The sequence below is a fragment of the Flavobacteriales bacterium genome (assembly GCA_016704485.1).
In the GTDB taxonomy this organism is placed as follows: Bacteria; Bacteroidota; Bacteroidia; order Flavobacteriales_F; family PHOS-HE28; genus PHOS-HE28.
Map to the genome: position 1 here is coordinate 2,264,911 of JADJAA010000001.1, position 26,272 is coordinate 2,291,182.

The following is a 26,272-nucleotide window of genomic DNA, read 5'->3' on the forward strand; positions in this document are numbered from 1 at the left end:
AGCGACTTTCTGTATCAGAAACTGACAAGCATGCAAAAGCCCGCTATTTCTGCGGGCTTTTGCATGTCAAAACGACAGCGCGTCAAGGACAATCGTATGAGGTGTTCTGATCGATCATATCATTACAGAACATCCGGTTGCCCGTGAGATTACCGTTCACCAGCTCATTCAAGCTATACCCATTTAATTTTTTCCCCACGCGGTACTGGCCCACATTCTTTGTGAACCGGCTTGCCCAGATGCCATATCCGTTCTCAATGTTGCTCCATGCCGGACGGTCTTCAACAATACCGGATATGGGTTCGCTCAAGGTCAGGAAGGTGTTAAAGTCATCATTGGCCACCGTGAATAGGAAATCAACCCCTGTGAATACACGCTTTTCCACAGCAGGATCTACCGGTACATCATTGGCAATGGCTCCAAAGAAATCCTCGCCACTGATAAATACCGCAAAATCGTCAGCCGTGGATGAGGAATTCGTGGATGTTTGTCGTGCCAAGTTACGGGTGACCGATCTTGCTTCAGCAACACCATTGCGGTACTCATCGAAATTGAAACGCCAGCGTGCTTCATAGCGCTTTCCATCTATTCCGGCGTCCCAGTTCAATTCGAACGCACCATAACTTTGTCCATTGAAGGACATCACCGTCATTTCAGAGTTTATTTCTGCATCAACGGATTGAATGTCGAAATTGTTAACTATGGTGGTACGGCTAGTCATTTTCTCGCCCTTGGCCACTACCTCGATCTCATATTCAGCATTCTGATCGAGGTAGACGGGTTTTCCTTCTATTGGGTCATACATTGTAGGGTCCACGAAATAGTACACCGTTTGTTCCGGTCCATAAAAGAGCCCCGGCTCACGGTTGGTGACTACGCTATCCAACAGCGGGAAGGAGGCCACGCGGTCCCCATTGACCACCTTATAAACCATTTTAACAGTGAGGTCTTCACTGTTGAATTCGCTGGAATCCCGGATCTGCGAGAAGACATAGGCATCACCTTCACCTAAGAAAGCCTTGTTGATCTTAACGAACTGAACGCTATCGCGTTGGTTCAAAAGACCGTAGATCACGGTGATGTTCTTGTAGGGTGCATTGATGTCCAAGTCCGTACTGCAACAAAAGAACAGGAGCGAGGCAAAGAAGAATAGAACAAGTTTTTTCATGGATGGGAAATGGGCTCCGTGCTTGATCTTGCCGCAGCTCGTGGTTGCCAAAGATAGGGTTGTGGTCGTATATCCAACCTCCAATCCGGGAACGGTATCCTTGCGGGAGGACCGGCAAGAAGCGTTAGATAAGTGGTAGAACCGGAGACGTTGCCGAAGGGCTGTAGATTTGGCCCTTCCAAACGGCATAAGCCATGAGCACTCGACTGAAGAACATTAAACGGGTAACCACCCATACTTTACTGGAACTAAAGGCCAATGGCCAGAAGATCGCTATGCTTACGGCATACGATTATTCGCTTGCCAAGCTTGTTGATGGAGCTGGTATTGATGTGATCTTGGTTGGCGATAGCGCGAGTAACGTTATGGCCGGGCATGAGACCACATTACCGATCACGTTGGATCAAATGATCTATCACGCGTCCAGTGTAGTACGCGGAGTGCAACGCGCTTTGGTGGTCGTAGACCTGCCCTTCGGTACTTATCAAGGAAATACGAAAGGTGCATTGAACAGTGCCATCCGCATCATGAAAGAGAGCGGTGCACATGCTGTAAAGCTGGAGGGTGGGCGTGAAGTGATCGGTTCCATTGAGCGGATACTGACGGCTGGTATCCCCGTAATGGGACACTTGGGCTTGACACCACAGAGCATATACAAGTTCGGGACATATGTTGTTCGGGCAAAGGAGCAGGAAGAAGCTGATCAATTGCGTGAAGATGCTAAACTGTTGGAGGCTGCTGGTTGCTTTGCTATTGTATTGGAAAAGATCCCTGCAAAGCTGGCTGAGGAAGTTGCGAAGTGCGTTTCCATTCCCATTATTGGTATCGGTGCAGGGCAACATGTGGATGGACAAGTGCTCGTGCTTCATGATATGTTGGGGATCAATCAGGATTTCAACCCACGTTTCTTGAGACGTTATGCTGACCTGCATACAACGATCACCCAAGCCGTTGAAGGGTACGTAAAAGATGTACGCGCCAAGGAATTCCCAAGCGCGGATGAGCAGTACTGAAACCGCTTTGGTCCTGCTGTACGAAGATGCCTTTCTTTGCGTGGCGTTGAAGCCGGCCGGTATGCCCGTGCAGCCGGATCTTTCAGGTGATCGTTCATTGTTGGATGTCCTTCAAGCTCACTATGATGACCCCACCATTGGGCTGGTGCATCGGTTGGATAGGCCAGTAAGTGGGGTAGTTGTCTTTGCCCGTGATGCCGAGACGTTGGCCGCATTGAATGGCATGTTCCGGGACCGTCAAGTTGATAAGGTATACTGGGCTATTGTGGAAGGTGTATTCAAGGAGCCGCGCGCATTGCACCATCGCTTGATCCACGCTCAAAAAATGAAGCGTGCCAAGGAAACAAGTGCGAATGATCCGGACGGTGTGGATGTGCTCTTGGATGTGAAGCCAATGAATATCGGGGATCGTTACACCTTGCTGGAAATTCGACCAACCGGAGGTGCATTCCATCAAATACGTGCACAACTGGCACTTGCTGGTTATCCCATTAAAGGTGATGTGAAATACGGTGCTAGAAGGGGAGAGAAGGATCGGAGCATCATGTTGCATGCACGATCATTGTCCTTCCAACATCCCATGACGGATGCTCAGATCTATGTTGAGGCTCTTTCGCCTAATGCGCCACTTTGGAAAGCACTTCTGGGTTGAACTAAGTATCGCGCCTAACCGCTGGGACGCCAATGCATTTCATTCTGTTACCTTGATCCGCTCATTCACCATCTCCCTGAACATGAAAGCAACGATCATCGGCTCTTTTTTAATGACAATGGCCACAACACTACCTGCGCAAGTTCTCATCAGCGACTCGTTGCTTATCTCTTTTACGCAGCAGGAATTGATCGACCTAGGCGTGGGTAACGCCGAGAACGATGTGGAAGTCCACCGCTTGATCTACACTACGGTTGATGCGTTCGGTGATCCCACAATTGCGAGCGGGGCTGTGGTGCTGCCGGTTGGTACATCCTGCTACCACGCGTTGGCCGCATACATGCACGGCACCATTCTCAACCGCGATGACGTACCATCCCGCTTGAGCGGAGAGATGATCGTTGGTTATTTCTTGGGCGGCACAGGATACGTGGCAGCGCTGCCCGATTATTTGGGTTTAGGAGATAGCCCTGGCCCGCATCCTTATGTCCATGCGGCCTCTGAAGCCACGGCAAGTATTGATATGATGCGTGCCACACGTGAGTTCTGTGCGCAACAGTCGGTCTTGCTGAATGGTCAGGTTTTTCTTACCGGATATTCCCAAGGTGGACATGCATGCATGGCAACCCATAAGATGATCCAGGAGCAACTCGGGGAAGAATTCAACCTGACTGCGAGTGCTCCGTGCAGTGGTCCGTACGATGTAAGTGGTTCACAAGCGCAAGCTATGGTTACACCGGATCCTTATCCGGCCCCATATTACTTGCCTTACGTTCTGTTCTCCTATGGCTATGTGTATCCGGATCTATACGCGGATATTGGTGAAGTGATCCAAGAACCGTGGGCAACATCATTGCCACCGCTGTTCCAAGGGAATAACGGTTCCGGTGAAGTGGATGCCATAATGCCAGCTGCGCCGAGTGAGATATTGCAGGATTCCGTCTTACAATCATTCTCTACGGATCCGAACCATCGCATGCGCGTGGCATTGCGTGAGAACGATCTGTATGACTGGGTTCCTACTGCTCCGATGCGTATCATCTATTGCAATGGTGATGATCATGTATTCGCTGAGAATTCGATTGTTACGATCAACGCAATGCAACTGAATGGTGCTACTTCGGTCGAAGGAATGGATCTGGGTGAGCTGGACCACAGCGGGTGTGCTTTTCCTGCCTTGTTGAACGCCAAGAATTTTTTCGACGGATTGAAAGGCAATTGCAGCTGGAACGGTATCGACGAGCAAACAACCGTATCTTGGTCTTTATCACCTAATCCTTCCAATGGCCATATCTTTCTGAGGTCTTTTAACAGTAACAATGTAAAAGTCGTGTGGGACCTTATACAACTGGATGGGCGCCGGATCGCGAATGGAACTTCGTGGACCACCAATTGCGAACTAAGTTTGAATTTCTCGGATATTATTCCAGGGACCTTTCTTCTACAGTTCGATACAGGAAGTGATCAACGCACCTTGAAAGTTGTGTTGAATTGAGAGATCATCACATCGGATCCACATCTGTGACCAACTGGACGGATGCGTTCTCCTTTACACTGAAGACCTTATCGATCGTATCGCGAACAAAGTCCTTTTCGCGTTGATGAGCGCTTCTGCGGACCTTGATCAACAACTTGCGCAAATGCTTGTCCCGAACCCTTGATACGAGCGGGATGTCCGGTCCAAGAACGCGGTCTCCGAGCCCTTCTCGTAATGCCATGCCCAATGCACTAGCGGTTGCCGCAACTCGGTCTTCGTACTTGTGTTTTAACGTGAGTTCGATAAGCCGGATGAATGGAGGATAACCATGCGTTCGGCGATGGACGATCTCTCGCTCATACATACCATCCGTGTCATGACGCGATACCAGATCAAGGATCTCATGATGCACTTCCTGGGCTTGTATGATCACCGTGCCGGCATCACCCCGGCGGCCGGATCGCCCTGCAACTTGTGCCATTAATTGGAAGGCACGTTCGTGCGCACGGAAGTCAGGATAACGCATGATCGTATCCGCATTAAGTATTCCCACAACACTGACATGATCGAAGTCCAAGCCTTTCGTTACCATCTGCGTGCCCACTAGGATCTGTACTTTTCCTTGACCAAAATCACTTAGTATATTCTCCAGAGCGTTTTTCCCACGCGTGGTGTCCTGATCCATGCGCGCTACGCGTATATCAGGGAACAGTTCGGTCAGTTCTTCTTCGATCTTTTCCGTTCCTAAGCCTAACATCCGTAAGCGCGGACTGTTGCAATTTCCGCATGTAGTAGGCGGTGGATAGTGCCTGCCGCAATAGTGACACCGCAATTGGTGCATCTGTTTGTGGTAGGTCAGGCTCACGTCGCAATGTTCACATTCCGGGACCCAACTGCAGGTCTCGCATTGCCACACCGGTACATATCCGCGGCGGTTCTGGAAAATGATCGCCTGTTTCTTCTGGTCCAATGCCTTTTGGATGGCATCGATCAGCGTAGCGGAAAAATGTCCCCGCATGGTCTTGCGTTTGTATGCGTCATGCAGATCCACGCGCTCAATATGGGGCAACGCGACATCACCAAAGCGCACATCCAGCCGCACGTGTCCGTACTTACCAGTACGTGCATTGTGTTGGCTTTCCATGCTAGGTGTCGCGGAGCCCATCAACGTTTTTGCGCCATGAAGACCGGATAGGACCACAGCCATGTCCCGTGCATTATAACGCGGTGCAGGGTCGTGTTGTTTGTAACTGCTATCGTGTTCTTCATCAACCACTAACAATCCTAGCCTACGGAAAGGTAGGAACAGAGCGGAACGCGCTCCGATGATGATCCGTGGAGGATCAGCCCCCTGCGAGCACCGTAACCACAATGCCGTTCTTTCATACTGTGCCATGCGCGAATGGAACACTGAAATATCCTCACCGAAACGTTCGCGCAAACGCGCAATGATCTGTGTGGTCAATGCGATCTCTGGTAGGAGATACAGCACTTGTTCTCCACGCTTAATGGCAGCATCGATCAGTGTGGTATACACCTCGGTCTTCCCGCTACTTGTCACGCCTTGAAGCAAAACCACATCGCGTTCCATAAAAGCAGCTTGCACTTCAGTCAACGCAATTGTTTGGGCTGCCGAAAGTTCAGGTGCTTCTAGTCCCAAGCGATCCTTCGATGGTGCTCCGGCTTCGCGCTCGTACAATTCAAAAATGCCCTTATCAACTAATTGCTTTACTACACCTGTAGATGCCCCACTGGCATGTATAAGCTTCGTGCGATCCACTTCAAGTGGCGAATCACTCATGCAGCGGCTCAATTCAATGAAGCGCATAAGAACGTGAAGTTGCTTCGGTGCGCGTTCCATCTTGTCGAACCAACCATGGAGCGCTTCTTCAGAGGATGCAGCCGAGGTAAGCTTAACGAAGGTATACGTGCGTGGCTTCCATGTATTTCGCAATTCCTCTTCCAAGAGCAAGTGGCCACTATCCATGAGTGCCTTTATCAAGGGCATGGGGTCTTTCAGCCCGAGTATTTCTCCTGCTTCATCCAACGTGATCACTTGCCTTAATTCCAATGCATCGAGCAACATCACGGCTCGAGCATTCGGTGCCGGTTGATCGGCAATGTCCGCCCCTGCGATCAAGCGGGTTTCGCTACTCAATGAAAGTTGTGCAGGAAGTGCTGCGATCATCACCTCGCCCAACGTACACAGGTAATGATCCGCCATCACCTTCCACAGGTCCAATTGCTCCTTGGTAACAATGGGGACGACATCCAACACGGATACCACCTCTCGAACGTTCCGGACACTGGGCCGTAGATCATGGATCTTATGCACTAACCCACTATACAATTTCCGGCCTCGTCCGAAGGGTACGACCACGCGCATCCCCACCTCTACGTTACCAAAGAGTTCCGGTAACGCGTAAGTGAATTGACCGGGTACGGCCAAAGGAAGGATCACATCCGCGAACAAAAGGAAGTGGATTTAGTCCGGATCATGGTTGCAAAGTTGGCTTTTTGCTTCTTGACAGCACGTCATACTTATGTAGGTCAGGTTCAGGTTCTACCGGTCCTTGCTCGTACTCGACCGTTCCTCAATGATGAACGTGTTCTTCTTAGGAGTAGGCAGCGTTCTTGTGGTCTTCAATGTCAGTAGAGTATGAAAGGCAAGAAAACATCCGAGGACCAGGACAAGAACACGCCGAAAAAAGAAAACTTGTACGACCTGACAACCCCGCTCTGGCACAAATATTATGAGGCGGTGAGAAAGTCGACCCGGTTCCCACGTTATTATAAGAAGGCCTTGAACTGGTGACGTGCATGATCGGTCATTCCACAGCCCTATGTGCATGACCATTTTCCTGAGGTTACTGCTCACCTGATCCACCCACCTACTTTCACCGGCCAGCACTATGGCCAACGGTAAACAAACCACATCAGCCGTCATTATTCTTGGCGCGCTCTTTTTTCTATTCGGTTTCACAACGTGGATCAATGGTCCACTGATCAGCTATTTGAAGATCATTTGTCAGCTGGATGCTGGCGCCGAACCGTTCTACGTAACGTTCGCCTTTTACATTGCTTATTTCTTTACTGCCTTACCCATGGCATGGGTACTTGGGCGAACTGGTATGAAACTGGGCATGACCTATGGCCTGCTTACCATGGCACTGGGCGCATTGCTATTCATACCCGCAGCACAAATTCGGTCTTATCCGTTGTTCCTGCTGGGGTTGTTCGTCATTGGCACTGGCCTGTCCTTGCTCCAGACAGCGAGTAATCCCTACATCACCGTGGTCGGTCCTATCGAAAGCGCCGCGGCACGGATCAGTATCATGGGCATCTGCAATAAGATGGCCGGTGTATTGGCACCGATCGTTCTGGGAGCGGTGTTGTTGAGCGATGCGTCCACGCTACAGGCTGAATTGGATGCATTGCAAAGCGTAGCTCAAGAAACCCGTTTGGATGAGATCGCTTCAAGGGTGATCATGCCTTATGCGGTAATGGCGGCGATCCTTGCTGCGCTGGGGCTGCTTGTGCGTTGGTCTCCGTTGCCGGAATTGGAGCAGGAGAGCATAAAGGATAAAGAAACCCACAAGGCGCGATCAGTTTTCACGTTTCCGAACCTCATACTTGGGGTAATTGCGCTGTTCTTGTATGTAGGTGTTGAAGTGGTAGCGGTGGATACGATCGGTGTTTACGGAGAAGCATTGGGAGTGTCACTGGACCATGCCAAGTTGTTGCCCAGTTATCCGTTGATCGCCATGGTTCTGGCCTATATCGTGGGTATTGCGTGCATTCCTCGTTTCTTTTCGCAGACAACGGCATTGGTTGTTTCCGCATTGCTTGGAATTGTGTTCGCCCTTGGCGTGATCTTCGTTCCTATCGGCTCTGTTATTTCACTACCCGGATTCGATCTGCTCACCTTCAGCGCCACGAGGATGGAAGTTCCGGTCAGTGTATTGTTCTTGGCCTTGCTCGGTTTGGCGAATGGGTTGATGTGGCCAGCGATATGGCCTTTGGCAATAAATGGGCTTGGACGTGCGATCAACGTGGGTAGCGCAATGCTCATTATGGCAATAGCTGGAGGCGCCATCCTTCCTTTGATCTATGGTTGGTTCAGCGCATTACCGAGCATAGGCGTACAGCATGCGTATTGGCTGTTAGTGCCATGCTACGTTTACATTCTGTGGTATGGGGTCAAAGGCTCACGCATATTGAAGTGGTGATCTGTGTATTTCGGATCTTAATTTCAACAGCTCACGGATCTGCGTATGCCACGGCGTTCGTGTCATACAAGGTGTATGGCATTCTCCGTTAGACAATAAGTGTTGAAAACTGAAGCCTTTTGAGGATCTGGCCGTATAACGCAATGTTACCTTCGCTTCCCAACATATGAAACACCGTATTCGAATGGTTTTGCCATACTCAATAAAGTCCGCGGTTGGCGCGGGTCTTTGTCTATTCTTATTCGCCTGTGGTGATCCAGCTCACGAAACGGATAGCACTAAGGCCGTAGACTCCTTGACCACGACGACACCGAAAGAAACCGAAGTACTTAACATCGGTGGTAAGCTTTTCAGCATTCCTTCGCCAACACAAACGGCCATGGCAATGCGAAGTGCAGGCCTTGAATATCATAAGGAAAGTACAGCACCTTTGGAGAAAGGTGGGACGGCAACGAGTAAAACTAGCCAGAGCTTATTGCTCGGGGTATTCGGTGCGGATCTGTCCTATTCCACTGTGCATAAGGATGGTCAACGTGCTCTAGCTACCATGCAAGCGATCGAGAAACTGGGCGGTAAGCTGGAAGTGGCAAATGCCTTCGATAAAGCGCTGTTGGATCGTTTCAAATCGAACCTAGGTAGTGAGGATAGCTTGATGCGGTTCAGCGGGATCGCCTTCCGAGCTGCAGATAAGTACTTGAAGAACAATAAGCGGGATGACGTGAGTTCGCTTGTGCTTGCAGGTGGATGGGTTGAATCACTATATCTGACCGTATCCGATCCTTCCGCGGTGAAAAGTGAAGCGCTGATGAATCGCATTGGTGAGCAGAAGAATGTCCTCAATGGCCTCATTGAGATCCTTGTTGCTTCGGATACTGACAACAGTGCCGGGGAATTGGTGAAGGAACTAAAGGCATTGCAAGGCCACTTTGCTGGGGTTACAAGCACATATACTTTTGAGCAGCCAGTTACCGAAACTGCTAGCAAAACGACTTATATCAAAAGCAAGACCTCGGTGACCATTCCTGAGAATACGTTACAGGAGATCGTCAAGTCGGTTACTTCCATTCGTTCTATGATCATCGCCTGAACATGTACAGGAAACTACTTCTTTCAACAGTGATCGCCACAACTATGTCGGCGTCAGCGCAGAATATGTGTGAATCCATCGCAACCCGATGTGAGCAGCACATTACCGAGAATTACATCCCCGATGGTCAGTTCTATAGAGCCTTATTACAAGGCGACGAGATAGCTGAATTCAGCATGACCTTGTTCGGCGGAACTACTTACCGAATAGCCGCTTGTAGTGGTGAAACCGACGGGATCCTGCTCTTTACGGTCTATGATAGAGAGCATAATATCCTTTATACCAACAAGGATCATTTCAATGCTCCCTATTGGGACCTTTCCATTGCCAACACCATGGATGTTACGGTGGAAGCTGATCTTGATGCATCAAAAGCAGGCAGCGGATGTGCCGTTCTGCTCATGGGCTTCAAGAAATAGGAAGTTCTCCGTTACATACCGCAACATTTCGAACGCTCCTCCCGTAAAGAGGGGCGTTCTTCTTTGCCGTAATGCGAAGGGGAAGTGATGCATGAGTGAGAAGATACTTAAGGCCTTATTGCAATTGTTCGCCATTATTGCGAAAGGCGATTCCGTTGGTAACGGTGATCGGCCGGAGAACTCGCTTCCATTGGAACGGTTCCTACGAAAACAGTTCAGTCCGGAAATAGCACTTGCGCACATGGCCAGGTACCATGCATTCGTGCAGGCATTTCATGCAAGTGGTGGTGAAAGCCGCTCAGGGCGAAAGCGTACTTCGTTGAATTCGGTCAAAGTGCTTAAGATCTGCACGCAGGTGAACGAAGAGCTTAACCAACGGCAGAAATTCGTGGTGCTTGTTCATCTATTGGAGTTCATTGTAGCCAATGGCGAGGTGAGCGCTCAAGAGAATGATTTTGTTGCCACTGTGGCCGAAACGTTCAATATTGGTCAGCAGGATTTCAACCGATGCAAGGTCTTCGTTGAACAGAATACCAAGGAACGTCAGGACGCAACGCACCTCCTCTACATCAATGCAGCAGTTGAGAATACGTTTGACTCTGCAAAGCACCTGCACGCGCATGGCCTGGAAGGTGAATTACGCGTTCTCCATCTGCCAAGCGTGAACCTGTACGTTATGCGTTACACCGGCCAGGATGAAGTCATGATGAACGGTCAACGCATGGCTCAGGACAGTCATTACGTGTTGAGCAATGGTACCAGCGTACGCCCGCCGAACGGTGTGCCGATCTACTATAGTGATATCCTGAGTGCGTTCATGGCCAAGAAAGGTCGTGCACGGTTGGTATTCAAAGCGGATGGGATCGAATACAAGTTCCCTAACGGGCGCATGGGCCTACATGAATTGCACATGGTGGAACCCGGTGGCAAGCTCATCGGCATCATGGGAGGCAGTGGAAGTGGTAAGAGCACATTGCTGAACGTATTGAACGGGAATCTAGCGCCGAGCCGCGGGCATGTTACGATCAACGGCATAGATGTACATACTGAACGCGATCGTATACGGGGAGTCATTGGCCATGTTAGCCAAGATGATCTATTGATCGAGGAACTCACCGTGTTCCAGAATCTATTCTACAACGCAAAATTGAGCTTCGGTGACCTGAATGATGAGCAGGTAAGTGAGCGCGTAATGCGAATGCTTCAAACGCTTGGCCTTTACGATACCAAAGATCTTAAAGTGGGCAGTCCACTGGAGAAGACCATCAGTGGCGGTCAACGCAAACGCGTGAACATCGCACTGGAATTGATCCGAGAACCGAGCGTGTTGTTCGTTGATGAACCTACCAGCGGTCTTAGTTCGCGGGATAGTGAGAACATCATGGACCTGCTGAAGGAACTCGCGCTCAGAGGTCGTTTGGTATTCATAGTGATCCATCAACCCTCATCGGAGATCTTCAAGTTGTTCGATCGCTTGCTGCTCATGGATCAGGAAGGTCATCCGGTCTATCACGGTGATCCTGTGGATGCAGTTGTCTATTTTAAACGTGTAACCGGTCAAGTGAACAGTGAAGTAGGACAATGTGCGGCGTGTGGCAACGTGAACCCCGAACAGATCTTCAATATTCTTGAAGCTAAGCTAGTGGATGAATACGGGAACGAGACCGATCAAAGGCGCATAAGCCCGGAAGCATGGAACGAAGTGTTCCGTGCACAAGCGCCGGCACGTATTGCTCAGGTCGCCGATGAACGAAGTATTCCGAAAAGTACGTTCGCGATCCCGCGGAAGATCAGACAGCTCCAGGTGTACTTCAAACGTGATCTGCTTAGCAAACTGGCCAACCGCCAGTACGTGCTGATCAACTTATTGGAAGCTCCTATTCTGGCCTTTGTAATGGCCTTCTTTCTGAAGTTCTATCGCACAGGACCAGGTACCAGTGGCGAATACATTTTCAGAGAAAATGAGAACCTTCCGCAATACTTGTTCATTGCCGTAATTGTTGCGCTTTTCTTAGGATTGACGGTAAGTGCCGAAGAGATCATTCGGGACCGCAGGATCCGCCAACGCGAAAAATTCCTGGACCTAAGCTATACCAGCTATCTCCTAAGCAAGATCAGTATTCTCTTCATGATCTCTGCATTACAGATGATCTTCTTCGTGCTGGTTGGCAATGCCGTTCTAGGGATCAGTGGTCTCACATTCGCACATTGGCTATTGCTGTTCAGTATTTCCTGTTTTGCGAACGTATTGGGACTGAATGTCAGTGCGAGTTTCAATAGTGCGAAGGTCATCTATATCATGATCCCGGTGCTGATCATCCCTCAGCTTCTGTTCAGTGGCATCATCGTTAAGTTCGATAAACTGCACCCGTGGTTCGCATCGCAGAATAGTGTGCCGTTCATTGGTAACGTAATGGCATCGCGCTGGGCTTACGAAGGGCTTGCCGTTACGCAGTTCATGGATAATGAATATGAACGGAACTTCTATGCGTTGGACCAGCGCATGAAGACCGCGAACTGGAAGAAAGACCTATGGGTGCGTGAATTGCAGAATTCCGTTGGTAACGTGCGGCGTGGATTGGATGGGCACATGGAGAATTTGAACATGGCCTATGAACTCGAGCTGTTGCGCGGGGAGCTGACCAAGGAGACTGAACGACTGAATGGATTCTCCGTTCCGGATCTGCAAAAGTTGGATCCAGAGCACGTTACACAGGGTGCACTGGACAGGGTAGATGAGAGCTTGAACATCCTGACCGAACATTACCGGTGGACCTATAAATCCGCGGAATCACTCAAGGAAGAACGCATCGCAAAAATGACCGGTACGCCGGAAGCACGTGAGGCCTATTTTGAACTGTTGGATCAGTATAGGAATGAGAGCCTTGCCGATATCGTCACGAACAAGAACGATGTGAACGTGATCGTATCCTACAAAGGTGAACTTGTACAAAAGAACGACCCCGTCTACTTGGAACCGGTCAAAGCTGGATTGTTCGGCGCTCAGTTCTATGCACCCGCGAAATATGTATTCGGGTTCCGGATACCTACGTTATGGGCCAACACGTTCGTGCTTTGGCTGATGTCCTTACTGCTTGCGATCGCGCTGAAATTCGAGATCTTCCCCAAGCTGATGCATTTGATCCCGAACAAACGGTCTCACTGACCGTCGACCTCTTCAATAAGGATCATTTTGAACGGTACGTTAATGATCCCAGCGTAGTCCTCACCGGCTTCGTGCATGTCCTCATCATCCGCTTCGTAATGCCACAGAATGATCACTTCGTTCCCGGCAGCACGGATGGCTTCCAATTTCTTGAAAACATCCAGAATGGACTTGGAAGAACTGGTATTGAAATATTCCAGTTGCATATGTAGCGTCGACTTGGCCTTTGGAGACCTACCGTATTGGTCGATCCAGTCGATCAATGGCTTGTAGAATTCAATGGAATTCTCCGGTATGGAGCGTCCTTTCAATTCCATGAGACCGCTCTCAGGATCGAAGTTCACATGAGGTGTCTTTGGTGAGCCTTCTAATTTCAACGATTCCATCAGTAATTGGTCTATTTGATCACATTAACGTTAAGGCTGAAGAACGAATTGTGCTCATCGTAGGGCACGAAACCATACTCGAGCTTGCCTCCGCTCTTTCTGGCAATGTCGATCATTCCTAATCCTCCTCCTCCGTTGGCGCTGAATTTGCCGTTGGTCAGTGTTTCCTTGTAGAGATCCCGGAGTCCATCGGGCTCCAATCCATTGATCTTGTCCAAATGGATCTTCATTTTTTCCACGTCCTTCCCAGCAATGAAGTTACCTGTGACCACGGAATATCCTTCTTCAAAGTGCGCGATCATCACAACGCCATGTGGATCTTTGAGATGGGCATCCTGCCCATTGTCAACTTGCTTTACCGCGTTGTGATGAAATAGATTCTGAAGGCATTCCATGACCACATTGAAGACCCGTTTACGCGTCTTTGCGTCGGATTCAATGATATCCATTTTCTGCTCGATCATGCCCAATAACGCTGTGATCAACTCCGGTGTTAGGGAGCCCTTGAACGACAGCATTACGCGCTGGCGTTCCAAGGAATCATACAGGTCATGTATTTGGTCGAGCATTTCTTAGCGTTGGCAGCACCTCGCAGTACATCCACCCTGCAAAGAAAGCTGCATTGCAGGAGGTTTTCCAGAACAAGATGCGGAGTTATGCACGTATTTGTTAACGGTATGGATCCTTTACTTTCGCCGCCTTGTATTACGCTAATGAGCTGGTTCACCCAATGGTTCGGTACCCGTTATTATGCGTTGCTCTATGGGCATCGCGATAGTGATGAAGCACAACCATGGGCCAGTTCCATCCTGGAGAAATGGAACTTGAAAGCTGGTTCCGACCTATTGGATATGGCCTGTGGGAGAGGAAGGCATGCCTTGTGGTTCGCGGAACATGGCATGAACGTGATCGGTATAGATCTATCCGAACAAAGCATCGCGGATGCGCGGATCGCTGCACCGGCCGTTGAGTTCCACGTACACGATATGCGCATCCCTTTCGCTACCGATCGTTTTGACGGTGCATATTGTTTGTTCACGAGTCTGGGTTATTCGGATTCGTTGGAAGATGATCACAAAGTGTTCGCTGGGGTGATGCAAGCGTTGAGACCTGGTGGCCGGTTCGTGCTTGATTTCATGAATACACACGCTGTGCTTCGCGATCTTGTACCAATGGAAGAAGTGGTGCGTGATGGGGTTCATTTCAAAATTGAACGCGGTCTTGAAGAGGCTATCCTCGTGAAGCGGATAACCGTCACGGACAGTGATCAGGTTCATCATTACCAAGAACGGGTACAAGCACTAATGCCCGAAAAGCTTATCGAAATGGCAGTGGCGGCCGGTCTGGTCATCGATGACCTTACAGATGGGCCAGTTCCAGTGCCATTTGATAAAGACACTTCCAGCCGTTTTGTTCTTTGGGCCCATAAACCGAACGCATGATAGTCACGGTAGGGATCCTCTTTTTTGTGCTGCCCCTGCTCGCAGGAGGAACGGTGCGTTTGCTTAAGCCGGACCCCAAGTGGTTACGCTTATTGCTTTCATTCAGTGGTGCTTTCCTACTTGGTGTCGTATTCCTGCACATGTTGCCGGAGCTGTATCACCATGTTGGGACGGGTATAGGCCTATGGGTGCTGGCGGGCTTCCTGCTGCAGGTGGTACTTGAGTTCTTCAGCCATGGTATCGAGCACGGACATTTGCACGTCCATGGAGCGCATGGAAAAGCGCTGCCCTTGATCACGTTGCTCAGTTTATGTATCCATTCCTTCGCTGAAGGAATGCCATTCGCACAAGAACACGTTGCGAGCGACATGCCTTTCCTATTCGGTGTTCTGTTGCATAAGATGCCAATGGCCATTGCGCTGGCTACCGTCCTGCAACGCACAGGTACCAATGGACTACAAGGGTGGCTCCTCCTTATTATTTTCGCTCTCGCTGCGCCAATGGGAATTCTTGTTGGACATTTGGTAGGGGAGGGAATCGGCATGCAACCGCTGGACAATATGCTCGCGCTTGCAATTGGCATGTTGTTGCACATCAGCACCACCATCATCTTCGAGAGTGCTCCGGAACACCGATTCAACGCTGCACGTTTCGTTGCTGTGTTGATCGGTGCGGGCCTTGCGGCGCTTATGCTGCTGGGTGAAGGGCATGTGCATTAGGATTGGTTGGGTACTAGCGATACGGACCTTGTTTTATACCAATTCACGGGGACACCATAATGCGAATTCACGCCCGGTTTCATAAGAGAGTTTAGTCTTTATAGGGTTAATGGACAAAACGAATGGTAAAACCTTCTGAAAGTCCTGCCTGGCTTAGGTTAGAGGCCTTTCAAAGGTCATGAACCAAAAAAGTGCTCTTTGTGTGGTGGTCCAGTTATTAACAAATACGGCCAGGTTCGGGGTAAGCAACGGTACCGTTGCCGCACTTGTGGTAAGCAATTTTTAGGCGGCCAAACAAAGCAGCCCGAAGAACTATGGTTTGAGTATCAAGCTGGCAAACAGACTTACAGGCAGTTGGCTCTCAAGTATGGTTGTTCTATTCGGACCATACAGCGGACGTTGGACAAATACACAGGCACTGAAGCCAAGGCTGTTCTGCCATCTTCAGCCGTGGTTTTAATGGATACGACCTACTTCGGGAGAACCTTCGGTGTAATGGTGTTCAGGGATGCAACTACAGGCACAGTCCTGTATAGGAAATACGTAAAACATGAGACCAACCAGCTTTATGCGGATGGTCTGAAATTCCTTCGTGGACAAGGCGTGGAGATAAGCGCCGTTGTTTGTGATGGCCGACGAGGCCTGTTGCAACTCTGCAGAGGAATCCCGGTGCAAATGTGCCAATTTCATCAAGTAGCGATCATTACCCGCTATCTCACTAGAAAGCCCAAGTTGCCAGCAGCCATTGAGCTGCGCCAATTGACACAGATGCTGAAGAAGACCGATAAGGAAAGCTTCACTGGGGGTCTACAACTATGGCATACCAAATGGAAGGCCTTCCTCGCTGAACGAACTGTGGAATCAACCACCGGCAAGTCACGTTATACGCACGGTCGCCTGCGGAGCGCACACCGGAGCCTATCGTGCAATCTGCCTTGGTTGTTCACTTGGTACGACTATCCTGAACTGGATATTCCCAACACCACCAATGCAATAGATGGCTACTTCGCAGACCTGAAGAACAAGCTTCGCAATCACAATGGCCTCTCCTTGACTCGGAAACAAAAATTTATCGATGAGTTTTTGAAGGCATGCGGACCTCGCGATGGGAACGGTTGATCCGAAGGTTCCGTTCCCATCCGATCATCGCTCAGTCATCAGGTTTATCCCTGGCAGGTTGCTCTCCAGCAGAGCCTACTTCCGTTTCGCCAGACACCCAAAGATCAGAATCGCAATTAGGTTCTCCAACAACGGTTGATAACTCGCCATTCGTTTTGTCCATTAGAGACAAACGTCTCCCAAAAGCCATTCGTTTTGTCTATTACACCTCTTTATAACAGGTGGACAGAGTGGACAGGGCAGCCGACGCGGCTCCCTGTCCTCCTTTGGTTTTAGCCTAAAACACTCTCCCCCATACTGATCAATCACAAACCACGTTCTTTACTTAACTTTGTACCGCAAAGTACTTTGTAATGGAAAAGCACGATCAACTCAATGACCTCGCCCACATCCGTGGGTTGATGGACCGTAGTACCCGTTTTCTCAGCCTGAGCGGGATAAGTGGCGTTATTGCCGGAGTGGTGGCACTCGGTGGCGCAGCACTTGCGCAACATCATATTGCCGAGGCGTTGGGCTCTTCGCGCGATGTACTCACGTACGGAACCGGGAGCGAGTATGGCCAGGTGGATGAACTCCTGGTAACGCTGATCACCGATGCTGCGATGGTTCTTGTCATTGCGCTCTCAGGTGCAGCGTGGTTCACGTGGAGGCGAGCTAAACGTACAGGACAGAACATGTGGGACGCAAGCGCGAAGCGGTTGTTGTGGAACATGATGATCCCGCTTTCTGCTGGCGGGGTGTTCTGCTTGGCCCTATTCTACTACGGCTTGCCCGGATTGGTGCCGCCAGCCACACTGGTGTTCTATGGCCTTGCACTCTTCAATGCAAGCAAGTTCACGTTGGATGAAGTGAAGTGGCTTGGTATAAGTGAACTGGTATTAGGCATCATCGCATTGTTCTGGCTGCAGGCCGGACTGATGTTCTGGGCATTGGGCTTCGGCGTACTACACATTTTTTATGGCGGGTTGATGTATCTACGGTATGAGCGCAAGGATGCGATCAACAAATGATCGAGCAACTCAATAAAGCATTCGAAAGTCGCGTTCGGCTGGGGATCATGGCCGTGCTGGTAGTACACCAGTGGGTTGACCATTCCATGCTGAAAGAACTTCTGGGTGTTACGGATGGCAATCTCGCTAGCCATCTCGCGGCCCTCGAACAATTGAAATATGTGCAAGTACGTAAGCGCTTCGTTGGAAAACGACCAAATACCAGCTACAAGGCAACACCCAGCGGAATTAAAGCGTTCCGCGATCACATTGATGCCATCGAACGTTTGATCCCTAAACCCTGACCCCCCATGAATTCCTCCCCACAACCTTCTTACCCCTTGTTCAATATGGAACTCCCAGCGACTCTTGGTCGGTGGGTCCCGATAGCGACGGTCGCTGTTACCACTTTCGTTTTCGACTTTCTGTTCTGGGAACGTTCGGCCGGGATCAACGTGACGCTCTTCACGTTCTGGTCCACTGTTTTCTTGGTCATGCGTTACGGCTGGAAGGGACTTTCAACACCAGCAAAGTTCGCGTTGTTCGGCGCGCTGATATCGGCGGTCACGGTGTATGTCCATGACAGTTCGATCGCACTTGTCGCTAGCATATTTTCGCTCAGTGTTGCTGTTGCATTCGCGCATGAACCGCAGCTGCGAAGTGTGCTCTATGCATTGCCGCAGAGCATAACAAGCTTTGTCATGGCACCGCTTGCTGCATGGCAAGGGTGGGATGGTCTAGACGATGAGCAGAGTGCCAAAGGGAGCAAATGGGCTTGGTTCAGAGTGGCGTTGATCCCGCTTCTGATCGGGGTGTTGTTCCTGCAACTTTACAAAGCCGGGAACCCCAAATTCAATCAACTCACGGCCGGTTTTCTGGATGAATTCTATGATCTGCTGGCAGAGTTCTTTACGCCCCACATTTTCTTCTTGCTGCTGGCGATGGTGGTGAGTGCGGTGATCATGCGTCGCATCGCGCCAAGGTCTTTGAGTAATTCAGAGTCGCGCTGGACCGATGTGTTGTTGCGCAAACGGAAAACACGGCCACATTGGTTGGCGCCGGCATCCATGGGGCCGTTGGAACGTGAGCGCAAAGCTGGTCTGGTGCTGCTTGTGATCATGAATGCCATGTTGCTCGTGGTGAACGTGATCGATATCGATTGGTTCTGGTTCGGATTTACCGTACCCGAGAACTTCAGTCTGAAACAATTCGTGCATTCCGGAACATGGATGTTGATCATCAGTATCCTGTTGAGCATCATTATCCTCCTTCATCTTTTCCGTGGAAACCTTAATTTTTACAAGCGTTCCGGCTCCATGCGTGTGTTAGGAATAGCATGGATCGTGCAGAATTTCATCCTAGGCATTTCGGTGTTCTTGCGCAATTACCATTACATCAGCTTCCATGGATTGGCATATAAGCGGATCGGTGTTATCGTGTTCTTGCTATTGGTGCTGGTAGGGCTGGTAACGCTCTTCTTGAAAGTGCGTGATCGGAAAAGTTTCTTCTACCTCGCACGGTTGAATACCTGGGCATTGTTCATCACACTTGTCGGTCTGGCCTGTGTGGATTGGGATACGTTCATCGTACGGCACAACCTGCATCACCAGAACAAAGGCGAGATCGACATCGATAATTACTTACACATGAGCGATAAGGTCTTGCCACTGCTCTATGTCAATTTAGATGTGATAGAAGCCCAAATGGCGCAGCACAGTAAGAATGAAGTGCGATGGGTATATCACTTGAACCCCGTTGAATTTCGTCGTGAACTGGATGTCAAGTACAGGGCATTTCAAGACCGTTACGCCGGGCAGCATTGGCAGGAATCTTCGTTGGCAGATGATGACACAGCTTTTCAAATGAGAAAGCTTGCCTTATGGACCGATAAACAATGAGCGATCTGCACTACATCCGGATATGGATCATCATCTTCATGGTAGCATTGATGATCAGTGGACTTACAGCTGTTCCGCTGGAGTGGGGTACACAATTATTGGCCGAGGTCACTGAGCCTTGGGGAGAACCTTGGTCCGGTTGGAGTGCTTATTCCGCAGAAGCTGTTGCACACGTGGGTAATACCTATCCAATGTTGTTCTACGGAACCGATTGGTTGGCCTTCGCCCATGTGGTCATCGCTCTTGCTTTTGTTGGTCCGTATCGCGATCCGGTGCGCAATCGCTGGGTGATCGAATGGGGACTCTGGTGTTGTCTGCTTGTGCTGCCATTGGCATTTCTATGGGCACCGGTCCGTGGTATTCCCTTCTTCTGGAGATGTGTTGATGCATCATTCGGTGTCATTGGCGCCATACCGCTTTGGCTTGTTCTTAAACGCATTGATCGCTTGGCTGTTCGAAATTCCGGTAGTGCCACATGAAAGTTTTCTCACGCACCAAACAAACCGAACTCCTCGTTGCATCATTGGTGCTGACCTTGGCGACAGGCCTTGCGATCGCTCCTGATGCGTACATCCCTATGCTTGCGCGGGCATTCCTGCTGCAATGGGCTGCCGTCTTTGCATTGATCGCTGTATTGGCTTTGAGTGCTATGCGTTGGTGGCTATTTCTCTCAACATCATTCGCTGTAGGACTTATCCTGATCCAAGTGCGCGACCCGCAGATCGCAACCACAACTGTTGATATTGCTGGGCCATCCTTACGCATTGCACATATGAATGTGTTGCAACCCAATCTGAAGCATGCGGATGCGATCGCGATCGCTGAAGAAAGCAATGCGGATCTGGTCTCATTCCAAGAAGTAAGTCCGGAATGGGCAGTTGCCTTGTCCAATGGATTATGCACCAGTTATCCATATCAACACCTGGAGCCACGCTCGAATTGCTACGGGATCGCGCTGTTCAGCAAGCTGCCATTCAACTCGGTGAATACATTGATCGTAGAGCATTCTCCGTTCATTGAAGCCATTGTACCTGTTGGTGGCGAAGCTGTACGTGTTCTAGCAATTCATGCGACCTCACCGATATCCTACGGTCATTTTCGGGAGCGTAATGCCCAATTGGATGAGGTGGCTCGTATAGTCGCTGCCGTAAGCATGCGCACCGTGGTCATCGGTGATCTCAATACCGTGCATTGGGACCGCGTCTATACACGCTTCTGTGCTAGTTCTGGACTCTTACCTACCACACGAACAGACCAACGGACATGGCCTTCCGTAGGGCCTTTGGCGTTGATACCGATCGACCATTTGCTTGTTTCGAAAGGGCTTTGCTCTGCAGAGGTCAGCTCTTTCGAAATTCCCGGAAGTGATCATAGAGGCTTATTGGCCGATCTGAAATTCACACAGAATGCGCCCTGACATTCAACGGATTTTCCTTTGGATGGCCGTATTCTTCATCGCAATGGCCTTTCTTGAAAGTGCCGTGGTTGTGTATCTCCGGGCCATGTACTATCCGGAAGGGTTTGATTTTCCATTAGTTGCTATGGATGGGCTTCTCGTGAATACAGAGGTCGGGAGGGAGATCGCAACAATGGTCATGCTATTGGCGCCAGCAGCTCTGGTGACACGTTCCCGGCTAGAGCGGTTCGCATGGTTCTGTTTTGGCTTCGGGATCTGGGATATCTTCTACTATGTTTGGTTGAAAGTGCTTCTGGATTGGCCTGCATCCCTCACCGATCCTGACCTTTTGTTCCTTGTCCCGGTGCCTTGGGTGGGGCCGGTCTGGGCGCCTTGTGTAGTTTCTATAGGTCTGATAGCACTGGCGATAGTGATCCTGCGAGGCCGTTCCAACGTACATGGCTTTACTATCGATACGCGTTCATGGGTATTACTGATCGGTGGCGCCATGTTCATGATCCTTTCATTTACACTGGAACCGCTTCAAAGGTCGTTTGGCATTGATGCCTTGATGGATGGAACGCTGATGGCTGAAAGCCGGGCAAGTGGCTTGACGGATGGGCGATCATATATACCTGATTCCTATCCAATGCACTGGTTCTTAGTTGGTTGTGGCATGACGATCACTGGCTTGTTCTTTACCTATACGAGAGGTGCTTCACGGGCTGATAATGGTAGTTCGTCAGCGCTAGGAATGCATTCATCTGCCGTTTCTGTTGATAAATTGTAACCATGGATGAAGCAACCACGTTGAAAATGCAGCGTCTACATTATGGAAAATCGAAAACAAATGGTTGCAGAAGCTAGAATATTCATCCGGTTGGCTCTATTGTCTTTCGTTGGATTTGGATTCTACTACGCGCATTTATTCTTTGGGATCTTCGATAATGGCCTGGCGTTCAAAACGCTAGCAGTTACGTTCTTATTGGCTACAGTGCCTTTGCCGATCATCGCCATGAATAACAAGAAGCTCTTTCCGGAACTCAATAAGAGTGGTAAGAATGTGTTGACGTTGGTATCAGCGTTGTTGCTCTTTCATCACTTTTTGATGACCTTCATCTTCGTGATGTTCCTGAAAGGCGAAGTCTTATTCTGATCGGACCTAGTCCAGCGTGTAAAGTGGCCAGAAGTCCTGATCTATTCGTCTATTGATCTCCGCGACCCATTATTGAACCGCCTCTCTATCTTGGGGCCTTAATGTGCTTGATCATCGTCGCTATTGGAGAACACCCTGAGTTCCCCTTGATCATTGCTGCCAATCGCGATGAATTCTTTGAGCGCCCAGCAAGACAAGCTGAGTTCTGGAATGATGCGCCACATATTCTAGCAGGTAAAGACCTACGCCGTGGTGGAACTTGGTTGGGAGTGACCAGAACGGAACGGTTCGCAGCGCTTACGAACTTTCGGGATCTCTCCCGTCCTATCGCTAATGGCCCTTCTCGTGGAGAACTTGTGCGCAATGCGTTGGATGCTGATATCGACCCTACGAGTTCGGAACAATACGATGGCTTCAATCTAATTTATGGGCCTATGGATGCGTTGAGATATCACAACAACATTGATGGGTCGGATCTGCTGTTGAGCTCCGGCATTCATGGATTGAGCAATCATTTATTGGATACGCCATGGCCGAAAGTGGTTTCTGCCAAAATAGCTGTTGCAGCTGCAATGGATGGATCGACCGATCTTCTTGTGGATCGTCTTTTTTCTGTGCTTGGTTCTGCCGAACGTGCATCAGATAGTGACCTTCCTAAAACCGGTGTTCCGCTTGAGTGGGAGCGATCCTTGTCTTCAATTTTCATTGCAACGAACGGTTATGGCACGCGTTGCTCAACGGTTCTCCTGGTCGACTTGCATGGAACGGTGACGTTCGAGGAAAGGACTCATTCGCCTGTTGCTTTACCAGCGGTTAAGTTCAGCTTTAAGGTCTGAAGCTTCCACTGTTCGATCCGTGAACTGAATCATTGACTTGAACAAACTCGATCCTACTGAAACTATTTGTAACACGGTTGCGTTATAAAGGCAGGGTTCGGGAAACCGTTCCCAAGGCATACTGATCACCAAGGGAAACTGCCTCGCGGCGTTAAAAATCCCGATCCGGGCCCGTAAGCCGGGAGATCAGGAAGAAATGAAACCAGCCCCGTAAGGCTGGTTTCGCCGTTTCTGAATGTTTCGTTTCAGGATCAATGCGCTCCAATAATAAGCCGTTGTGAATAAGAGCCGACCCGAAGAATATGCATACCGACGGCCAAACCCTGAAGATCGAGGCTTGCTGAGTTCTTGTTCACCACTTTGGTTACAACGGACTTGCCCTGTGCATCGTAAAGGATGATCGATCCTAATGGTTCTGAACCCGAATTCGATATATAAGCCGTGGTCCCTATGATCTGGATCGACGGTTCATTAGCAAGAGCCACATTGGGTAATCCATTCGTACCGTCGATACACGCTTCGAAGAGATCGAATTCAAGTGGGGTAGGCAAGGACCACACGACCGGTGTGTTTGGTCCATTAAGCCAGCCCGCAGCCTGTATACCGAATGTGGATTGTCCACCAGAAGGCGGATCTTGCGGGAAACAATCCATTGTATAGCTGCCCGGTGGAAGGCAGATCGTGTCCTGAACGTATTGGATCGTATCGGTCATTGTCCAGGTGCCTGAACCCATGATGTTTGCATTCGTATCACTAATGGTCCAATCAAATTCACCAATGGCCAACCCTCCCCCGAAATTTTGGATCGTCGGATAAACCGCAACGCATGGATCGGCCGGGCACAGATCGAACAAGGGAGTCCAAGAGCACGCGAGTTCGGTCGTAAAACCGGTCCACAGTTCCAAGGTGCCAAGGAATGGACTTTCAGGAACGACCGCACCTTGAACTAGTGGCAGAACATGCCAATTATCAATCCCGATACCAAAGAAATTCGTGATCTCCATCGCTAATGTATCGCCATTCGCATCGAATAGAATGAAGTTCGGATAGTCGAACAGGGTATTCAAGTTCATGTTAGATACATGGATCACGATCGAGGTATCGGTGAATGGATGCCACTGGATGCTGATAACGTCTAAACTATCGCATGCTGCTCCTCCCGTAGTTACTTCAAAGAAATGTTGGCCCACAGCGGCGAGATCATCCACCTGTGTACCGTTGATCACAATGGTATACTGGCCGGCATCGAGCATGCCGAGCGTTATTGTTTCAGTGTGTGGTACGATCACTGTGGCCCCACCATCATCCATTGCAGTGATATAAATATTCACCACATTGTTCGTTATTGTAGCGCTTGCCGCACTGACGTATGCTCCGGTGCTGGATAGGCCACCGGTCAGTTCGATCGATACATTATCCGCTGTTGTGGGATCGTTAGGTTGCACATCAATATCACTGATGTAGAAATAGGTCTGCGCATTCAATTGAAATGCGAATGTGATGATCAACGAGGAGAGTATGATTCGTAGCATGAGAAAGGGTTTGCAAATGAGACGGCTCGAACGGTTAAAAAGCTGCCTCAGCTCTTCATATTATCGAAGGTCAACGGCAACTCGAAGTCCTTTTCTTTACAAAGAGCCATCATCGCCTGAAGGTCGTCTATCTTTTTACCGGTCACCCGGATCATATCATCCATGATCTGTGGCTGCACTTTCAAACCACTTTCCTTAATCGCTTTAATGATCTTCTTCGCTGTTTCGCGCTCTATCCCTTGCTTGATCTTGATGATCCGATAAAGCACTTTTCCGCTTGGCACCGGTTCCTCCGAAAGATCATAACTGCGCACATCAACTTTCTGCTTGCCACTACGCTCCAACAATAGATCCAGAATGGAATCAAGTTTCATGTGATCCTCCGTGCTGATCTTGATCGTGAGTGCTTTTTGATCCGCTTCTACTTTGCTATTCGTACCGCGCAGATCATAGCGTGATTCGAGTTCGCGTTTAACAACGTTCACGGCGTTATCGAGCATTTGAAGGTCGACTTTCGAAAGGATATCTACGGATGGCATGGTGGATCTGCGTGCTAGTTCACCGCGAAGATATGATCAGCATAAGAACCATCAGTGAACGGCTTAATCAGAAGTAAGCGGTTATCACACATGAACCCCAAGCATGGTCACGTCCTGTGGTGAATTGGCGCGTAATGAAACTCTTGGTGTAACTAAGTCCGATCCCGCGGTAGCGGAGCGTTACTCCGCCCTCTGCAAAAAGCACGATCCGTTCCATATTCGTCGGTGCGATCACGTGCGGATCATAAGTGTTGAAGAGTCCTCCTTGAAAGGTGGCATCGTAACCAACAAAGCGAGCATTCCCTTGCAAGAATGTACTGATCCGAAGTTTCTTCAGGATATCCACGGGTTCATCAAAGTGTGAATTGAACAGACCGATCTCTCCTCGCAAGTTCACGTCCGCGTGTGTTCGAAAGCTTCCAACAGTTGCACCAGCCCCACCGCTGATCTCGGCGAATCGCGATGCGATCAACCGTTGGTCGAACTGTAGTGCGTAATTCACGATCACATCGTTCTGTATCTGGAATTGCCAACCCAAGGGTTCAATATTATTCAGTGCTTTATGGATCCCACGCTGTTCTCCGGCACACAAGGCGCATGGCCCGATAATGCCAATGGAAAGCGCTGATGTAAGCTGTTCTTTCCGATCCGTGTTGGTGGATTTTGAACGTTGGCCGATGTACAATGCTGCTGCGAAAGGACGATCGGTGCGCAAGATGGTATCGCGCCGGATGCTGGTCGGCGTAAAGCATTCCTGTTGTGCGAAGAGATTATCCTGCTGTCTGGCCGCACCGCTGAAACGTGGTAATACGTGGCGAAGCGGTGAGCTCGAGATCCACGGAGTACGTAATTCCAACCGTATGCCTTGAGTGAAGTATTGATCGGTTGCCGTGAAAAAATCATTGTCATACCGAAAGCGGAACCAGCGTTCTTCGGGAGTTCCACCGAATAGGTATGATGCACTAACACAATTAAAAATGATCACAACTAGTGTGAGCACGAAACGGGTCCCCATGCCACATTTACGTGCAACGATACTGATCGGATCG

General features: G+C 49.7%; 25 protein-coding genes. 18 read left to right on the forward strand and 7 right to left on the reverse strand.

Annotated features, from left to right (window positions below; all coding sequences use genetic code 11):
• Window positions 1-82 precede the first annotated feature (82 nt).
• Entirely contained in the window at window positions 83-1,168 is a 1,086-nt protein-coding gene (locus tag IPF95_09610) for a DUF4249 family protein (GenBank protein ID MBK6474948.1), read from the reverse strand.
• A 194-nt stretch (window positions 1,169-1,362) separates the two neighbouring features.
• On the opposite strand from IPF95_09610, the gene panB reads away from it, so the two are divergent.
• The 3 genes from panB to IPF95_09625 are packed head-to-tail and all read left to right on the forward strand — an operon-like array spanning window position 1,363 to window position 4,328.
• Window positions 1,363-2,181 (forward strand): 3-methyl-2-oxobutanoate hydroxymethyltransferase, encoded by an 819-nt coding sequence (gene panB, locus IPF95_09615; protein ID MBK6474949.1) that lies wholly within the window; start codon window positions 1,363-1,365, stop codon window positions 2,179-2,181.
• Window positions 2,168-2,833 (forward strand): RluA family pseudouridine synthase, encoded by a 666-nt coding sequence (locus tag IPF95_09620; protein MBK6474950.1) that lies wholly within the window; start codon window positions 2,168-2,170, stop codon window positions 2,831-2,833. Before panB ends, IPF95_09620 begins: the two co-directional genes overlap by 14 nt.
• A complete protein-coding gene (locus IPF95_09625) occupies window positions 2,802-4,328 on the forward strand; it encodes a hypothetical protein (GenBank protein MBK6474951.1) in 1,527 nt (508 codons plus the stop codon). The genes IPF95_09620 and IPF95_09625 overlap by 32 nt, the downstream gene beginning before the upstream one ends.
• 7 nt (window positions 4,329-4,335) lie before the next feature.
• Here IPF95_09625 and priA read toward each other — a convergent pair whose 3' ends face one another.
• Entirely contained in the window at window positions 4,336-6,783 is a 2,448-nt protein-coding gene (priA, locus tag IPF95_09630) for a primosomal protein N' (GenBank protein ID MBK6474952.1), read from the reverse strand.
• A gap of 439 nt (window positions 6,784-7,222) precedes the next feature.
• Between priA and IPF95_09635 the strand changes: the two genes are divergently transcribed.
• The 4 genes from IPF95_09635 to IPF95_09650 all read left to right on the forward strand — a co-directional run bounded on the left by IPF95_09635 (window position 7,223) and on the right by IPF95_09650 (window position 13,211).
• Window positions 7,223-8,539, forward strand: a complete 1,317-nt coding sequence (locus IPF95_09635) for a sugar MFS transporter (protein MBK6474953.1) — start codon at window positions 7,223-7,225, stop codon at window positions 8,537-8,539.
• Between the two features lie 166 nt (window positions 8,540-8,705).
• Entirely contained in the window at window positions 8,706-9,626 is a 921-nt protein-coding gene (locus IPF95_09640; GenBank protein MBK6474954.1) for a hypothetical protein, read from the forward strand.
• A 2-nt stretch (window positions 9,627-9,628) separates the two neighbouring features.
• Entirely contained in the window at window positions 9,629-10,045 is a 417-nt protein-coding gene (locus IPF95_09645) for a hypothetical protein (GenBank protein ID MBK6474955.1), read from the forward strand.
• A 91-nt stretch (window positions 10,046-10,136) separates the two neighbouring features.
• Complete coding sequence (locus tag IPF95_09650; GenBank protein MBK6474956.1) at window positions 10,137-13,211, forward strand: ATP-binding cassette domain-containing protein; 3,075 nt, start codon at window positions 10,137-10,139, stop codon at window positions 13,209-13,211.
• Here IPF95_09650 and IPF95_09655 read toward each other — a convergent pair.
• Both IPF95_09655 and IPF95_09660 read right to left on the reverse strand, forming a co-directional pair.
• Window positions 13,205-13,597, reverse strand: coding sequence for a DUF1987 domain-containing protein (locus IPF95_09655; GenBank protein MBK6474957.1), 393 nt, complete (start codon window positions 13,595-13,597; stop codon window positions 13,205-13,207). The two genes, IPF95_09650 and IPF95_09655, sit on opposite strands and share 7 nt — an antisense overlap.
• An 11-nt stretch (window positions 13,598-13,608) precedes the next feature.
• Window positions 13,609-14,166 (reverse strand): hypothetical protein, encoded by a 558-nt coding sequence (locus tag IPF95_09660; protein MBK6474958.1) that lies wholly within the window; start codon window positions 14,164-14,166, stop codon window positions 13,609-13,611.
• A 144-nt stretch (window positions 14,167-14,310) separates the two neighbouring features.
• On the opposite strand from IPF95_09660, the gene IPF95_09665 reads away from it, so the two are divergent.
• From IPF95_09665 to IPF95_09715, 11 genes are all read left to right on the forward strand, one after another.
• A complete protein-coding gene (locus IPF95_09665) occupies window positions 14,311-15,039 on the forward strand; it encodes a class I SAM-dependent methyltransferase (protein MBK6474959.1) in 729 nt (242 codons plus the stop codon).
• Window positions 15,036-15,758: a ZIP family metal transporter gene (locus IPF95_09670; protein ID MBK6474960.1), complete on the forward strand. Its 723-nt coding sequence runs from the start codon at window positions 15,036-15,038 to the stop codon at window positions 15,756-15,758. Before IPF95_09665 ends, IPF95_09670 begins: the two co-directional genes overlap by 4 nt.
• 354 nt (window positions 15,759-16,112) lie before the next feature.
• The gene (locus IPF95_09675; GenBank protein ID MBK6474961.1) at window positions 16,113-16,877 is read left to right on the forward strand and encodes a hypothetical protein; all 765 of its coding nucleotides are present in this window, start codon (window positions 16,113-16,115) and stop codon (window positions 16,875-16,877) included.
• A gap of 353 nt (window positions 16,878-17,230) precedes the next feature.
• The gene (locus IPF95_09680) at window positions 17,231-17,887 is read left to right on the forward strand and encodes a hypothetical protein (GenBank protein MBK6474962.1); all 657 of its coding nucleotides are present in this window, start codon (window positions 17,231-17,233) and stop codon (window positions 17,885-17,887) included.
• Window positions 17,884-18,171 carry a transcriptional regulator gene (locus tag IPF95_09685; GenBank protein MBK6474963.1) on the forward strand — a complete coding sequence of 96 codons (288 nt, stop codon included), beginning with the start codon at window positions 17,884-17,886 and terminating at the stop codon, window positions 18,169-18,171. The genes IPF95_09680 and IPF95_09685 overlap by 4 nt, the downstream gene beginning before the upstream one ends.
• Window positions 18,172-18,177: 6 nt before the next feature.
• Complete coding sequence (locus tag IPF95_09690) at window positions 18,178-19,764, forward strand: DUF4173 domain-containing protein (protein ID MBK6474964.1); 1,587 nt, start codon at window positions 18,178-18,180, stop codon at window positions 19,762-19,764.
• Window positions 19,761-20,243 carry a hypothetical protein gene (locus tag IPF95_09695; GenBank protein MBK6474965.1) on the forward strand — a complete coding sequence of 161 codons (483 nt, stop codon included), beginning with the start codon at window positions 19,761-19,763 and terminating at the stop codon, window positions 20,241-20,243. Before IPF95_09690 ends, IPF95_09695 begins: the two co-directional genes overlap by 4 nt.
• Window positions 20,240-21,181, forward strand: a complete 942-nt coding sequence (locus IPF95_09700) for an endonuclease/exonuclease/phosphatase family protein (protein ID MBK6474966.1) — start codon at window positions 20,240-20,242, stop codon at window positions 21,179-21,181. Before IPF95_09695 ends, IPF95_09700 begins: the two co-directional genes overlap by 4 nt.
• Window positions 21,182-21,203: 22 nt before the next feature.
• Entirely contained in the window at window positions 21,204-21,950 is a 747-nt protein-coding gene (locus IPF95_09705; GenBank protein MBK6474967.1) for a hypothetical protein, read from the forward strand.
• Window positions 21,951-22,010: 60 nt separating this feature from the next.
• Window positions 22,011-22,316, forward strand: a complete 306-nt coding sequence (locus tag IPF95_09710; protein ID MBK6474968.1) for a hypothetical protein — start codon at window positions 22,011-22,013, stop codon at window positions 22,314-22,316.
• Between the two features lie 101 nt (window positions 22,317-22,417).
• A complete protein-coding gene (locus IPF95_09715) occupies window positions 22,418-23,152 on the forward strand; it encodes an NRDE family protein (GenBank protein ID MBK6474969.1) in 735 nt (244 codons plus the stop codon).
• Between the two features lie 251 nt (window positions 23,153-23,403).
• Here IPF95_09715 and IPF95_09720 read toward each other — a convergent pair whose 3' ends face one another.
• The 3 genes from IPF95_09720 to IPF95_09730 all read right to left on the reverse strand — a co-directional run bounded on the left by IPF95_09720 (window position 23,404) and on the right by IPF95_09730 (window position 26,238).
• Window positions 23,404-24,684, reverse strand: coding sequence for a T9SS type A sorting domain-containing protein (locus IPF95_09720; protein ID MBK6474970.1), 1,281 nt, complete (start codon window positions 24,682-24,684; stop codon window positions 23,404-23,406).
• A 47-nt stretch (window positions 24,685-24,731) separates the two neighbouring features.
• Window positions 24,732-25,223: a YajQ family cyclic di-GMP-binding protein gene (locus tag IPF95_09725; GenBank protein ID MBK6474971.1), complete on the reverse strand. Its 492-nt coding sequence runs from the start codon at window positions 25,221-25,223 to the stop codon at window positions 24,732-24,734.
• A gap of 67 nt (window positions 25,224-25,290) precedes the next feature.
• Complete coding sequence (locus IPF95_09730; protein MBK6474972.1) at window positions 25,291-26,238, reverse strand: lipid A deacylase LpxR family protein; 948 nt, start codon at window positions 26,236-26,238, stop codon at window positions 25,291-25,293.
• Window positions 26,239-26,272 lie beyond the last annotated feature (34 nt).

Excerpts from the sequence above, each read along its gene's own strand:
- IPF95_09645 (MBK6474955.1), top strand. The coding sequence starts at position 9,629 with ATGTACAGGAAACTACTTCTTTCAACAGTGATCGCCACAACTATGTCG.
- IPF95_09715 (MBK6474969.1), top strand. The coding sequence starts at position 22,418 with ATGTGCTTGATCATCGTCGCTATTGGAGAACACCCTGAGTTCCCCTTG.
- IPF95_09695 (MBK6474965.1), top strand. The coding sequence starts at position 19,761 with ATGAGCGATCTGCACTACATCCGGATATGGATCATCATCTTCATGGTA.
- IPF95_09705 (MBK6474967.1), top strand. The coding sequence starts at position 21,204 with ATGGCCGTATTCTTCATCGCAATGGCCTTTCTTGAAAGTGCCGTGGTT.
- IPF95_09670 (MBK6474960.1), top strand. The coding sequence starts at position 15,036 with ATGATAGTCACGGTAGGGATCCTCTTTTTTGTGCTGCCCCTGCTCGCA.
- IPF95_09685 (MBK6474963.1), top strand. The coding sequence starts at position 17,884 with ATGATCGAGCAACTCAATAAAGCATTCGAAAGTCGCGTTCGGCTGGGG.
- IPF95_09720 (MBK6474970.1), bottom strand. The coding sequence starts at position 24,684 with ATGCTACGAATCATACTCTCCTCGTTGATCATCACATTCGCATTTCAA.
- IPF95_09650 (MBK6474956.1), top strand. The coding sequence starts at position 10,137 with ATGAGTGAGAAGATACTTAAGGCCTTATTGCAATTGTTCGCCATTATT.
- IPF95_09665 (MBK6474959.1), top strand. The coding sequence starts at position 14,311 with ATGAGCTGGTTCACCCAATGGTTCGGTACCCGTTATTATGCGTTGCTC.
- IPF95_09620 (MBK6474950.1), top strand. The coding sequence starts at position 2,168 with ATGAGCAGTACTGAAACCGCTTTGGTCCTGCTGTACGAAGATGCCTTT.
- IPF95_09680 (MBK6474962.1), top strand. The coding sequence starts at position 17,231 with ATGGAAAAGCACGATCAACTCAATGACCTCGCCCACATCCGTGGGTTG.
- IPF95_09730 (MBK6474972.1), bottom strand. The coding sequence starts at position 26,238 with ATGGGGACCCGTTTCGTGCTCACACTAGTTGTGATCATTTTTAATTGT.
- panB (MBK6474949.1), top strand. The coding sequence starts at position 1,363 with ATGAGCACTCGACTGAAGAACATTAAACGGGTAACCACCCATACTTTA.
- IPF95_09690 (MBK6474964.1), top strand. The coding sequence starts at position 18,178 with ATGAATTCCTCCCCACAACCTTCTTACCCCTTGTTCAATATGGAACTC.
- IPF95_09700 (MBK6474966.1), top strand. The coding sequence starts at position 20,240 with ATGAAAGTTTTCTCACGCACCAAACAAACCGAACTCCTCGTTGCATCA.
- IPF95_09710 (MBK6474968.1), top strand. The coding sequence starts at position 22,011 with ATGGTTGCAGAAGCTAGAATATTCATCCGGTTGGCTCTATTGTCTTTC.
- IPF95_09725 (MBK6474971.1), bottom strand. The coding sequence starts at position 25,223 with ATGCCATCCGTAGATATCCTTTCGAAAGTCGACCTTCAAATGCTCGAT.
- IPF95_09655 (MBK6474957.1), bottom strand. The coding sequence starts at position 13,597 with ATGGAATCGTTGAAATTAGAAGGCTCACCAAAGACACCTCATGTGAAC.
- IPF95_09610 (MBK6474948.1), bottom strand. The coding sequence starts at position 1,168 with ATGAAAAAACTTGTTCTATTCTTCTTTGCCTCGCTCCTGTTCTTTTGT.
- IPF95_09625 (MBK6474951.1), top strand. The coding sequence starts at position 2,802 with ATGCGCCACTTTGGAAAGCACTTCTGGGTTGAACTAAGTATCGCGCCT.
- IPF95_09660 (MBK6474958.1), bottom strand. The coding sequence starts at position 14,166 with ATGCTCGACCAAATACATGACCTGTATGATTCCTTGGAACGCCAGCGC.
- IPF95_09640 (MBK6474954.1), top strand. The coding sequence starts at position 8,706 with ATGAAACACCGTATTCGAATGGTTTTGCCATACTCAATAAAGTCCGCG.
- IPF95_09635 (MBK6474953.1), top strand. The coding sequence starts at position 7,223 with ATGGCCAACGGTAAACAAACCACATCAGCCGTCATTATTCTTGGCGCG.